Origin of the sequence: Pseudoalteromonas sp. SR45-4 (assembly GCF_014163535.1) — a bacterium.
GTDB lineage: Bacteria > Pseudomonadota > Gammaproteobacteria > Enterobacterales > Alteromonadaceae > Pseudoalteromonas > Pseudoalteromonas nigrifaciens.
On sequence record NZ_JACJDO010000005.1, the window covers coordinates 1 to 13,565 of the forward strand.

Sequence of the window (13,565 nt, forward strand, 5' to 3'; positions counted from 1 at the left end):
TTCTAGGTTCATCAAGATTATAATTCGGCTCTGGCTCTTTAATCGAGCTTTTTCTAATTTTAATTAGTGCCACTAGCATAACTAGCAACTTCTTTCGATTCAGCAATCAATTTTAAACCTAGTTCTCTTTCTATTAAGCCTATTTCTATGCCTATATAGATTTGCGTTACAAGCTCTCCAGCGGAGCCTTTACCATAGTACAAAAACCTTGCTTGATCGGCCTGTGAGTCACGTTCCATTCCCTCCGCTATGTTAGAAGGAATTGAAACAGCAGAACGAGTAACTTGATCTTTAAATCCGTAGTCTCTGCAATTAGCTAGAGCCTTATATGTATTGCAAGCCAACCTTGAAGATCTTTTCCAAACATCCAATTGTTCAAACTTCATAGTAATTCCTTTTAAGTGCTAGGTTCTAGGGTTTAGGTTCTAGGTTCTAGGTCTTCCTCACGCCTATCTCTTCATATCCTCCTAGTGCCTAGTACCTAGCACCTATCTTTTCATATTTTTCTAGTGCCTAGTACCTCGTACCTATCACTTCAGGCACGCTTCCGCCCCTAGGTTGCAGTTCCTACGTACTGATGCAGCTTAAATTTTGATATTTATAAGTGAGATTAAAACTACAATTACAAATTGCATAAAGGTTATTGTATTTTTTGTTTTGGCTCGTCGCTTTTAACTTGCGTTACTGCACTGAGAATTGATTTTTTGTGACTGGCTTTGGAGAAGTGTATTTTTATTTATTACGGGATACTCGCGATTTATTTCGAGGTTGACTGGTAATAATACTCGCTTTCCATAGCTATCTGCACATTAAATCAATTGCAGTATATACAACATCAAACTAAATGAGCGCAGAATTATACCTGATGCAGTCCACATGTAAATGACTAATTAAAGGACAGGTTTAAATATAAAAGGGCTGGTAAAAAATAAAATACCCTGTTCTAAAGATCACCCTGTTCTATATTCTTAGGTGGGCATTTTCGACTTCAGTACAGTAATAAATCATGTATCTAGCGACAATTACTCGCATAGTTGATCATGCAACGATTATTCATTGCGAAGGTGAGAGTTACCGACGCAAAACAGCGCTCAATAAGAGCAAATAAAATTCGGTGTCAACCGGCCAAGATTATTAATGCGAAGCCGATCAAGTTAATTGATTTAGATATTGACGATAGGTTTAAGCAATTATCTGTTATTCCATAGATTAAAGGGGTACGTAAAAAAATAGAGAGTGACCAATTACTTTTATTTATTTATTTAGATATCGACGAGTCTGAGGCTTTTGCTGTACCAACGTAGTAACACTAAAGATGGTAAAACGGATATTTTCGCTTACAGATTAAATTTTGGTAATAAATTAAATATCATATCAGTCGACTGTATAGCTAACTGGTATGATATTTACAGTAAAACGGCTCGCTGAATACGCTGATTGTTTTGCTTAAAGGTAAAATGATATGACTATGTAAGGGCTAATTTACTAGCGCTTTTAAATGCTCTGTAAATTCTTCACCTAACGTTTCGTGGCGTAGGCTGTATTCAACAATGGCTTTTAAATAACCAAGTTTATCTCCACAGTCGTGTGAACGACCACTCATATGAAATGCTTCTACCGTTTCTTGTGCTATTAGTGCATCAATCGCATCGGTAAGCTGTATTTCGCCACCAGCGCCAACGTGTGTTTTAGCAAGTAGCGGCCAAATATTTTTACTTAATACATAACGACCAACAACCGCTAAGTTTGAAGGAGCTAACTCTGTGGCTGGCTTTTCAACCATGGTATTAATAGCGGCACTTTCAGCTGGGATTAGTTCTACACCGTTAATATCAGCAATACCGTATTTGCTTACATCTTCTAAAGCGACAGGTTCTAGCATAATTTGACTGGCTTGCGTTTGGTTAAAACGCTTGATCATAGCTGCCAAGTTCTCTATTTTTTGGTCTGCGGTATAAGCATCGAGGATTACATCAGGTAATACCACCACAAAATCGTCATCGCCTATAATAGGCTTTGCACACAATACAGCATGGCCTAAACCTTTAGCTTCACCTTGGCGTACATGCATAATGGTTACATCAGGTGGGCAAATAGAACGTACTTCATCAAGTAAAACACGCTTAACACGCTTTTCAAGCGTAGCTTCAAGCTCAAAGCTGGTATCAAAATGGTTTTCAATCGCATTTTTAGAGCTATGCGTTACTAATACAATTTCTTTTATACCCGCAGCAACACACTCATTTACTATGTACTGAATCAGTGGCTTATCAACCAAAGGCAACATTTCTTTAGGAATGGCTTTGGTCATAGGTAACATACGTGTGCCTAAACCGGCAACAGGGATTACAGCTTTCATGCTAGTCCTTTAATAGTGTTTATTTGTGCAATTTAACAGATAGAAAATTGCGCCAAGATGAATAGCATAACAATTTAAGCGTTGATATTAATAAAATCGAGCTTAAATTAAACTCGCCAAAAATCACCTTCTTGCTACTGCCTCTTGGCTCTATTATAAAGCAATAATCATTTGATTATACAGACTTGTACTTCACAATATCATTTAGAAGTAACTTATAATACCCGCCATTATTTTAGCCGCCAGCGGCATGTGCACCGGCGGGCGCATTGTAAATTACCTAGAGCGCTTTTTAAGTGACAAAACCACCGACATACTATTTGTAGGCTACCAAGGGCGTGGCACGTTAGGTCGCGAAATTCAAAAATATGGCCCTCGTAACGGCTATGTATTTATAAATAACACCCGTATTACCATAAACGCCAAAGTACACACTATAAGCGGCTACAGCGCACACGCTGATCAAAAAGGATTAATTAAATTTGTAACCGGCATGCACAAAAAGCCCAGCCATATAAAAATAGTGCACGGCGATGATGATGCAAAAAATGCACTAGCAGATAAATACCGAGAGATTTTAGGGTATGAAGTCAAAATTGATATTGCAAAGTAAACAGGAAACGAAAAACAGATACAAGACGCTTAAGTAACCTAAATGCTATGCTAAGCATTTCGTTCCTCTAGCGCCTTTGCTTTATAACGATAAGTACAGGTTATAAATCAAAAAAAGATAAATTATCATAAAGAATATTAAGTAAATATTTTAAAGCATCTATCTTCAGTTAATCTTAATTACCATTAATTGTTGGTAAAACAGTTACGTTTGATCTATCCGTTAATTTTTCATTCCAGTTTAAATCACAAATACCATCAGATGGGGAGAATGCTGTTGGTGCTTTTAATAATAATTTACGTATTTGAGGGTGTTCCGATTGGTCACACGCTAATTTTAATTGATCTAAAAATGGCTCTAACTCACACCAAGGCATTTTAATTTCTAGTGCACTTAATATACGTGAATGGTCTGTACCTACAACATTATCACCAATAAGTAATTCTTCAAAAAGCTTTTCCCCTGGGCGAAGACCCGTACACTTAATTTCTATATCGCCTGTTATATGCTTTTCTGTTTTCACTTCTAGTCCTGAAAGGTGAACCATTTTAGTTGCTAAGTCTTTTATTTTTACTGGCTCTCCCATATCAAGCACAAATACATCACCACCAACACCCATAGCACCAGCTTGAATTACCAGTTGAGCAGCCTCTGGTATAGTCATAAAGTAACGTGTTATATCTTGGTGAGTTAAAGTAATAGGCCCACCTTGTTTTATTTGCTTTCTAAATAATGGCACAACCGAACCTGATGAACCTAATACATTACCAAACCTAACCATAGTAAAGCGTGTTGTATTTTGAATATCAGAAAGACTCTGAAGTACTAACTCAGCCATTCGTTTTGTAGTACCCATTATGTTTGTTGGTCGTACTGCTTTATCAGTTGATATTAAAACAAACGTTTCAACTTTAGTCTCAATTGCGGCAGTAGCAACATTATAAGTTCCAAATACATTATTGCGCACACCTTCTATTACATTATGTTCAACTAATGGAACATGTTTATAAGCTGCAGCATGATAAATAGTTTGCACTTTAAAAGTTGAAAATGTAGACGACACAAGCTTTTTATTTTGAATAGAGCCTAAAATAGGTAAAATTTCAAGACTCGAATCGATTAACTTACAGTACTCAGATAACTCTTTTTCTATTGCATATAACGCAAATTCAGAAAGCTCAAATAAAACTAATTTTTTAGGTTTATTTTTAATAATTTGCCTACATAACTCAGAACCAATTGAACCACCTGCGCCTGTAACCATGACCACTTTATTTTGAATATTAGCAGCCATCAAACTCTCACGCGGCTTTACCGAATCTCTTCCTAGTAAGTCATCTATATCTACTTCTTTAATTTCTTCTACACTAGTTTTACCAGAGACAATGTCAGCCATTCCTGGAATAGTCATTACCTGTAACTTAAACTTTTCAATTGCATTAAGTATTTCTTTTCGGCGGCTACGTTTGGCGCTTGGTAGGGCGAGTAATATTTTATTTACACATTTTTGTTTAGCTATATTACCAATTTGAGAAGGGCTATAAACACATATTCCTTGTATTAAGGCTGAGTGCTTTTTAGGGTCATCATCAATAAATGCGATCGGAGAAAACTCAGGACCATTTGCAAGTGCGGTTGCAAGCTGACGCCCCGCAGAACCAGCACCATAAATAATAACTCCTTCTTTTTTACGCATGGTTATTTTTCCAACAACAGCTCTAACTGTTAACCTTGCGCCACCAACAAATAATATACAAAAACTGGCGTATATAAACGGAACTGTTCTTGGAATAGGTGCATTTAAAAAAAACGAAAAGGCCACCAAGTAAAGTGTTGAAAATATAACCCCAGTAAGTATTGCCCACAGTGCTTGTGTATTCATATACCGTAAAACAGCACGGTATAGTCCTAATTTTACAAAACTAAGTAAGCTTAAAGGCAATAAGGCGCTTAGCAGAATCCAATTATGAATATTTGAAAATATTTGTATGCTATCTAAGCGAAACAGAAGTGCCAGCCAAAAAGCTACTGTTATAAAAATACTATCAATAAAAAGAGATACCACTCTTTTTTGAGGGCGAGGTAAATTAACAAGTAAATTTAATGACACATGTATTCCCTGAAATAAACAGTGAGGCTACTATAATATAGGTGGTAATTTTACTATAAGATGAACAAGTATTGTACTTAATAGTTAAAGACCATATAAATTAACTTTATATGGTCTTTACGACTTAGTTATTTACCCAAATAAATAGTTATTTAGAAGCTGAAGATAAAACATTATTTATAGCTAAAGTAGTTTTAGCTATTTCATCTTCAGTAAGTGTTGGGTGCACTAAAAACATTAGTGATGTTTCACCTAACTCTACTGCATTTGGTAAACGCTTTTCTGGTCGCCATGGGGTGTTATCGAATGCTTTTTCAAGGTAAACCTCTGAACAACTTCCTTGAAAGCATGGTACACCATACTCGTTAATTTCATTAACTATACGGTCGCGATCCCAGCCACTTGCTAACTGTTCAGGTTTTACAAACATATAATGCTTGTATTCAGCATGTTCAACATAATCTGGCACTGCAACTAAGCGTATACAATTAAATTTACTTGCAGCTTTATCTAGCTCAGCAGCATTCGCTTGGCGTTTTGCACTCCAACCATCCATTCGTGTTAACTGTATTCTCCCTATAACAGCCTGCATTTCAGTCATGCGCCAGTTTGTACCAAAGCTTTCGTGAAGCCATCTAAATCCCGGTGGATGCTCACGATTATAAATTGCATCAAAGCTTTTACCGTGATCTTTGTAGCTCCACATCGCAGACCATAACTCTTTTGAGTTTGTGGTTACCATGCCGCCTTCGCCACCAGTGGTCATAATTTTATCTTGGCAAAAACTCCACGCACCAACATGGCCAATACTACCTACAGAACGACCTTTATATTTAGCGCCATGTGCTTGGGCGCAATCTTCAATTACATAAAAGCCATGCTCTTTACTGAGCGCCATTATGGCATCCATTTCAGCGGGCATACCGGCTAAATGCACTACAATAACCGCTTTAGTCTTAGGCGTAAGTACCGCTTTAATACTAGCAGCTGTAATACCTTGGCTATTTAAATCAACATCAGCAAAAACAGGTGCCGCGCCTGCGGTAACAATGCTTGAGGCAGATGCTAAAAAGGTACGCGGTGTCGTTATTACTTCATCGCCAGCGCCTATATTTAATGCTTTTAAGGCAAGGTCGAGTGCTAAAGTGCCATTACCAAGTGCAATTGCGTATTCACTATTAGTCCACGTAGCAAATTCTTTTTCAAATTCACGACCTTCAGTTCCGGTCCAATAGTTTACTTTATTCGACAAAAGTACACGGCTAACAGCATCGGCCTCATCTGATGTGAAACTAGGCCAAGGAGAAAATGGGGTATTTAACATGGTGTTCCTATTAATTTATATAGAAATAAGGTCTTTTTATTGAGGTACTGCAGGAGAGCCAAATGCAGTAACGTTATCCGGTATATTCTTTAAAACAGTGCTACCTGCACCAATCAAACAGTTATCACCAATTGCTACTAATTGTTTTACATGGCTACCAATACCAACCCAGCTTTTACGACCCACAGTAACACCACCTGCTAAAGCCGTATTTGGGCAAATATGGGTAAAATCACCAATGATACAATCATGCTCAACAATAGCTGCGGTATTAATTATGCAACCCGAGCCGACTTTGGCAAATGCATTAATAACAGCGATCGCAAAAACCACAGTGCCCTGCGCTATTGTTGCGTATTGGCTTACAATTGCCGTTGGATGAATTAAGGTAGTAAGGCTAAAACCATTTTTTTGTAATAACTTTATTTTTTGCTGGCGGATGTCGTTATTACCAATCGCAACTACAACACTTTTATTAAGCTTAACATTATTTAAAGCGATTAAATCAGCACATGTTCCCAGTATTGGCCAATGTTCAATATGCGTCTTACTTGGGTAAGCATCATCATAAAAGTTAACAGTAAAACCAAGCTGTTCGGCAATATCAGCAACAATCTTACCATGGCCGCTTGCACCAATTATAGCGAGCTTTTTAGTCATTATTAGAACCTTTAAATGGCTCAATAGTTACATGCCCATCAGCACTTATTCCTTCACGTACAAAAACTTTTTTTACGGTAAGGAATAAAATTTTTAAGTCGAGAAAAAAACTTTGATTATCGACATACCAAACATCAAATTTAAATTTTTGATCCCAACTAATCGCATTACGGCCATTCACTTGTGCCCAACCAGTAATACCTGGGCGCACATTATGACGACGCGCTTGCTCAGTACTGTAAAGAGGTAAATATTGCACTAATAAAGGTCGAGGCCCTACTAAGCTCATATCGCCTTTTAACACATTAAATAGCCCTGGTAACTCGTCTAAACTGGTAGAGCGTAAAAATGAACCAAATTTAGTCATACGCTCATTATCAGGCAACAAGTTACCGTGTTTATCTTTAGCATCAAGCATGCTTCTAAACTTCATCATTTTAAATACTTTACCGTGTAAACCTGGACGATTCTGCGTAAATAAAATAGGTGAACCTAATTTAAAACGAATTAGTAGAGCAACTACAATCGTTACAGGCAATAAAGAAAGTAATGCGCTCAGAGCAACTATAAAGTCAAAGAGACGCTTCATTAAATAACTCCATATACTTTCTACTTAACACGTCAAAGCTTCTTTCGTTTATCAAGAAATTATAACCAAGACCACCGATCAACTTTCTATCCAATGGAGTCATTAGTTGGTATTTCTCAATTGTACTTGCAAAATTATTACTATTTTCAGCAGGGGTAAACTCCCCACATTTAGCTTCATTTATCATAGATGGGTAACCAGAGTACATACAAACTATAGGCTTTTTTGCATACATATAATCTATAAACTTATTTAATGAAATTCCGTATTTATATATTTTTTCATCACGTACTGAGGCAACAAGTAAATCTGATAAGCTCAGCAAATGCTGCACTTGCTCTTTTACTACTTTAGGAGCAAAAGTGATGTTCGTAAGCTCTTTAGCACTTTCTATCAAATGATCTTTTAAATACCCATCTCCAACTAATAAAAAATGTATGCAGCTTAAATGTCTCAACTTTTTTGCAGAATCAATTATATACTCTAGAGCATTAGCTTCCCCAAAAGTCCCTGTGTAAGTTACAATAAATTTATTCTTAGGTATGTATTGTTCAACATACTCTTCGCTCAACTTTTCTTGACTATTATCATAAAAAGCCAAGCTCACACCTTGTGGAATACACCGCACTTTAGAACCAAGGCCCACTTCATTTTCAACATGCAGCTTTAAACCAGGCATAGTACCAACTATGGCATCTGAATATTTATAACCTAATTTTTCTATTTTATTCAAAAACCAAATTAAAGGATGCTTTGAGCTAAAACCTTTTAAATCAATCAATGTTTGCGGCCAAATATCCCTTACTTCAAATATAAACTTAGCCTTATAAAACTTCTTATAAAAGCAGCCAGTTAAAACTGTAAACAAGGATAGCGAAGACGCAATTACAACATCAGGTTTTTCATATTTTTTATTAAACGCCATCATAAATACAAAAAAATCAAACCATAACCAACTAACAATACGTTTAATGCTTGTAGCTTTTGAGTATTTTAAAGTATTTACCCAAGTAACATCAAAGTTATTACTCTTCATGTCGAAATAACGACTTTTGAAATTTGGTAAATTACCATACAAATGAGAAGAGTTCGATGTAATAAGCCTAACTTTATGGCCAGTTTTTGCAAATTCTTCGCAAAAACTGGCCTGCCTTGTATCTGCTCCATACTCTTTTATGTTGGCATATTTTGATATGTACCAAATGTTATTTTTCATAATCAATTAAAGCATTCGCAATATTACTAGAAGCAAGCCCACTGCCATATAAATCAATATTAAAATCATTTGAGAAAGTGTGTTCGTCAAAAGTGCTTATAATTTTTGTCTTATCTGCACCAACTAAGACATTAAAATTATGTTCAACTAACTCTACCCATTCAGTCTCATCTCTGAGAGTAATACAAGGTTTTTCAAAAAAGAAAGCCTCTTTTTGTAATCCGCCGCTGTCTGTCATGACTAGCTTGCAGTTATCAATTAACCACACCATATTTAAGTAGCCTACAGGATCAATTAATTTGATTTTTGAAGATAACTTAACATGTAAAGCTTCAAGCTTAATTTTTGTGCGTGGATGTAAAGGTAGTACAACGGCAACCTGCTCTGCGATTTCATTTAATGATTCCACAATTGCAGTTAGTCTTTTTTCCGAATCTGTATTTTCAGCTCGATGTATGGTTGATAATATAAATTCACTATCTAAAGCCAGATCAGATGGTTTTTCAGCAAGCTCTCTATAAAAAATAGCGCCATCTTGCATTACATCACCTGATAATTCAATTTGAGTATTCCATTTATTAACGCCTTCACTTTGCAGATTATCTATTGCAGTTTGTGTTGGGCAGAATAAAATTGAACTAATACGATCTGTAAGTATTCGATTTACTTCTTCTGGCATTTTCATGTTAAATGAGCGTAAACCTGCTTCTATATGCGCAACTTTAATGTGAAGCTTAGAAGCGGCTAAAGCGCCAGCTAATGTTGAATTAGTATCACCATAAACAAGAACCCAATCAGGGCTTTCATTCAAAAGTACTTCTTCAATTTTCTCGATCATTTGACCAGTCATAGCCCCATGAGACTTACCACCAATACCTAAAAAATAATCTGGTTTTGGAATTTTCATTTCATCAAAAAAAACATCACTCATATTTGCATCATAATGTTGCCCAGTATGAATGATAACTTCTTTAAAATTATCATATTTTGCAAACTCGCGGCTTACACTACCAGCTTTAATGAATTGAGGCCTTGCACCCAATATGGTTACAACTTTAGTCATTATAATAGTTCCTTATATAATTTGAACAGCGCCTGCTCTTCCACAGACCAATTATATTTATTTTTAATTGCAGCTAAAGCATTAATCCCCATAAGCTCTGCATCTTTAGGGTTATTGATTATATAATTAATAGCTTCAGCAATAGCATAAATATCCATTGGATCAACACAAATACCACAATTATTACCTTCAACAACATCCTTCCACATTGGAAAATTTGAAGTAATAATTGGCAAACCAGCTGACATGTATTCAAACATTTTATTTGGTTGTGCATCTACGTGATTAGGATAGTTATGAAAGGTAACAATGCCCGCTTTTGAACGCCCTAAAACTTTTGCAGCTTCTTCGCGATTAATAAAGCCAAGCTCATTTACTTGATTCCAAGCGTCCCAAGATTTAACCTCTTCTTCTACATGTTTTTCAGAAAAGCGCCCAGCGAGATTAAGCTTTATATTTGGAGTTTCATCAAGAGAAGCTATAACTTGTTTAATTCCTCTTATTTCGGCGATTCCACCTAAATAACAAACTTCATTAGCCCTGACGTCCCATGTTGTGCTTAGATCTGAACTTAATTCACCTAAAATTGGATAATTATTAACTGTAAACGAGTTTGAGTTTATTTTTTTCAATTTATTAGTAATAGAAGATGTGGCTCCGATTAAAGCATCAAACTTCCTGAATACAAACCGCTCATAAAGACCGAATACCACAGGGAGGATCTTCCTAAAGAAAATATTTAAATATGGCTTTGATTTTAATTGCTTAGGTAAGTCTTCATGTGCATCGAATACAACTATTTTCCCTAACTTTTTTAATTTTACTCCTATCGGGATTAATTCAGGATCATGCAAATGATATATATCAGAATCTAATTCTTTTGCTTTTTCATAAACACTGTTGACAGTTTTAGTCATTCGCTCAATTCGACCTTTAGCTTTTTCTCCTGTGTCGAATATATTTACCTCATTACAAATTTCATCTCCTTCACCATCAGCAACAACTAAGTTAACAAGATAGCCTTCTTTTGCTAACGAGCTACACATTTTCAAAAAAATTCGAATGTCATGTCTAGGATGTGCAGATGTTAAGTGAGTTACTTTATACTTCATACCATTACCACTTGTTGTAATTACTAATATTATAAACTTAAATACAACCCTACATATAGAACTATTAGGAGTATAAAAAGCAGAAAAGCTTTATGTTCAATGAGTACTCTAAGAAAGTAACTTTACTTATTTGTAAAAGCAAAAATTTGCTTATCGTTAAAAGCTAAGATAGCCACAAACAGTGAGCTAAGACTACTGCTAGTTATCACTCCTGCTGGGATCATGTATATAGATGTCATGATAACAACTGATAAAGAGAAGTAATTAAAATTTCTTATCGAGGATACCTTTAATGAATTATTTAAAAGAAAGGAAAAAAATAAAAAAAAGAATAGCCAGAACGTTCCCACAGCCCCATAGGACCTTAAAAAGAATAGCCACTCATTATCTGATGCACCAAATACTTCACCACCTCTAGGAAGAGGGCCAACACCAAAAACTGGACTTAAAGTAAAATACTCTATATTTATAATCCACCCATGAAAACGTGTGATAAAGCTTTTATCATCCATGATATTAGCAAGCCCTTCAAAACGCCATAGAATTAAATTATAAATAACTTCATTTTCTTTCAAAAAAACAAAAGCTCCAAATAAAAATATTCCCATAAGTGTTAATACCAAGTATTTATAATAAGAAAACATTTTATCCTTTTTATAAAAAAAAAATAAAAATAGAGCTCCTATAACAAAAACAGCTAATGAAGATCTTGAAAGAGTCATTATCATAGCTATAAATATTAATAGTAGTTTAATACCTAACAACCTAGAAGCATTCGTTAACATTAAATACAAACCAGATAACAAGGTTAAAGCCATTAGATAACCTTGTGCATTTGGATTTCCTATCATTCCCACAACTCTGGGTGTTCCATACCCCTCAATAAGCGTAGTAAATTGAGTTGGTGCGACAAATGGGACGTAATAGTTATTAATATTTAATGGATTAAAAAACTGACTCATACAGATTAAAGCTGACACAGAGGCTATAGTTACTATGGATGATAAAGCAGCATTTCTTCTCTCTATAACGTTATCAACTGTAGTATCAAAATAAATATAATTATAAAAAACTAAATAAATAACAAACAGCTTCGCAAGCCAAATATATTTTGTTAAATCAAGAATGCTAGTAGGAAGGCCATAGGTTGCCCCCCATGAAATAGAGATTAGCAATAATAATGAAAATATGAGTATTAAACCTGCACGTACTGGTACTTTAACACTGATGGTTGCCGATTTAGATAATAGAAAAAATAAAAAAATAATTAAAAATGCCAATAAATCATCTAACCTAATTCCAATAAAACCTGGAACCTTAACTGTCGGAGTTAATAAAAAAAAGACTGAAAAAAGCACAGTCAACTTTCTTAAAATATTAAGCTTTTGCACATTAAACCTTATTTATAAAGTGTAGACTTGCTTAAGTAAATGAGAGACAACACTTTGAGAAAAGTTTAGACGAGCATAATCTATAATTTCTTCTTTATTAAATTGCGTCACAAGGAGCTTTTCCATACAATCAATGAAATCCTTATCATCCTTAGCAATAAATCCTACGCTGCTATTAACAATAGATTCGCTACCACCATTTTGCAATGAAAGTATAGGCAATCCGGCAGCCATAGCTTCAATAAGAACTACGCCAAATGTTTCACTTTTACTTGGAAGTACAAAAAAGTTTGATTTCCATAGTAACTCTCTTATTTCATTTCTAGGCAATTTACCTAATAAAAAAACATTATTACAAAGATCTAATTCAGTAATTAGTCTTTCCAAGTTTTGCCTTTCAGGCCCCTCACCAGCAATGAATAATCTTACATTCTTAAATCTAGTGATAAAATTTTTTAAGGCTTTAATAGCTAGTCTATGATTTTTATTCTCAGTTAAATTGCCGACAGATACGAAAATAGCATCATCAACACTAAATTTTTTGTTATGTATTTCTGCCGAGGTCTTTATTGGTTTAAAGTAGCTAGTATCAACTACATTGGGAATATAATAAAACTTTTCATTATATTGTTTCGATAAATGCTGAGCAAACTTCTTACTTACCGCAATATTAGCCTTACTTTCTTTGAAAACTAAGCTACTTAATTTGTTATGTCCACTCCACATAAGACTAGAGTGCTCAGTAACTACAAATGGAATTTTATACTTTTTCTTAACCCAAAGAGCTAGCTCTGCAGAAGATGAGTTATGTACATGAACAACGTCTGGAATTGAGTTTCTCGAAAGGTATCGCTTAAATATGCACTTACCGATAAATAATTGAATTATATTATTTAAATAACCCACACCACGAATTGCAGGTAACGACAGCAACCAATTCTCTGAAGATAACCTACCAAACTTTAAATTACGACTATTAAAAATATCATTAAGAGTTTTAGGTATTCCACCTAAAACAGCCACACAATAACCTTGGTTTCTTAACATTTCCACTTGATCTTGTATAAAAATAGCACGATTTGGATTTTCTTTTGTTGGGTAATTATAAGGAATTATTAAAATCTTCAT

11 protein-coding genes and 1 pseudogene are annotated in these 13,565 nt (G+C 35.0%); 1 reads left to right on the top strand and 11 read right to left on the bottom strand.

What is annotated here, in order from left to right; genetic code table 11:
* Positions 1-59: 59 nt before the first annotated feature.
* Positions 60-386, bottom strand: a complete 327-nt coding sequence (locus H5058_RS03595) for a four helix bundle protein (RefSeq protein WP_182676883.1) — start codon at positions 384-386, stop codon at positions 60-62.
* Between the two features lie 1,091 nt (positions 387-1,477).
* Positions 1,478-2,359 carry a UTP--glucose-1-phosphate uridylyltransferase GalU gene (gene galU / locus H5058_RS03600; protein ID WP_182676885.1) on the bottom strand — a complete coding sequence of 294 codons (882 nt, stop codon included), beginning with the start codon at positions 2,357-2,359 and terminating at the stop codon, positions 1,478-1,480.
* Positions 2,360-2,582: 223 nt separating this feature from the next.
* On the opposite strand from galU, the pseudogene H5058_RS03605 reads away from it, so the two are divergent.
* A pseudogene (locus H5058_RS03605) lies at positions 2,583-2,972 on the top strand (MBL fold metallo-hydrolase RNA specificity domain-containing protein); the annotation flags it as partial.
* A gap of 175 nt (positions 2,973-3,147) precedes the next feature.
* Here the strand turns inward: H5058_RS03605 and H5058_RS03610 are convergent.
* The 9 genes from H5058_RS03610 to H5058_RS03650 all read right to left on the bottom strand — a co-directional run bounded on the left by H5058_RS03610 (position 3,148) and on the right by H5058_RS03650 (position 13,565).
* Positions 3,148-5,082 carry a nucleoside-diphosphate sugar epimerase/dehydratase gene (locus H5058_RS03610; RefSeq protein ID WP_182676886.1) on the bottom strand — a complete coding sequence of 645 codons (1,935 nt, stop codon included), beginning with the start codon at positions 5,080-5,082 and terminating at the stop codon, positions 3,148-3,150.
* 148 nt (positions 5,083-5,230) lie between these two features.
* Positions 5,231-6,406 carry a DegT/DnrJ/EryC1/StrS aminotransferase family protein gene (locus H5058_RS03615; RefSeq protein WP_182676888.1) on the bottom strand — a complete coding sequence of 392 codons (1,176 nt, stop codon included), beginning with the start codon at positions 6,404-6,406 and terminating at the stop codon, positions 5,231-5,233.
* A gap of 36 nt (positions 6,407-6,442) precedes the next feature.
* Complete coding sequence (locus H5058_RS03620; RefSeq protein ID WP_182676890.1) at positions 6,443-7,066, bottom strand: acetyltransferase; 624 nt, start codon at positions 7,064-7,066, stop codon at positions 6,443-6,445.
* Entirely contained in the window at positions 7,059-7,655 is a 597-nt protein-coding gene (locus H5058_RS03625) for a sugar transferase (protein WP_220485782.1), read from the bottom strand. The genes H5058_RS03620 and H5058_RS03625 overlap by 8 nt, the downstream gene beginning before the upstream one ends.
* On the bottom strand, positions 7,639-8,871 hold the full coding sequence (locus H5058_RS03630; protein ID WP_182676892.1) for a glycosyltransferase family 4 protein: 1,233 nt from the start codon (positions 8,869-8,871) through the stop codon (positions 7,639-7,641). Before H5058_RS03630 ends, H5058_RS03625 begins: the two co-directional genes overlap by 17 nt.
* Positions 8,861-9,934 carry a non-hydrolyzing UDP-N-acetylglucosamine 2-epimerase gene (wecB, locus tag H5058_RS03635; protein WP_220485783.1) on the bottom strand — a complete coding sequence of 358 codons (1,074 nt, stop codon included), beginning with the start codon at positions 9,932-9,934 and terminating at the stop codon, positions 8,861-8,863. The genes H5058_RS03630 and wecB overlap by 11 nt, the downstream gene beginning before the upstream one ends.
* Positions 9,934-11,046: a glycosyltransferase gene (locus H5058_RS03640; RefSeq protein WP_182676894.1), complete on the bottom strand. Its 1,113-nt coding sequence runs from the start codon at positions 11,044-11,046 to the stop codon at positions 9,934-9,936. The genes wecB and H5058_RS03640 overlap by 1 nt, the downstream gene beginning before the upstream one ends.
* A 122-nt stretch (positions 11,047-11,168) precedes the next feature.
* On the bottom strand, positions 11,169-12,437 hold the full coding sequence (locus tag H5058_RS18615) for an O-antigen ligase family protein (RefSeq protein ID WP_182676896.1): 1,269 nt from the start codon (positions 12,435-12,437) through the stop codon (positions 11,169-11,171).
* Between the two features lie 12 nt (positions 12,438-12,449).
* Positions 12,450-13,565: a glycosyltransferase gene (locus H5058_RS03650; RefSeq protein WP_182676898.1), complete on the bottom strand. Its 1,116-nt coding sequence runs from the start codon at positions 13,563-13,565 to the stop codon at positions 12,450-12,452.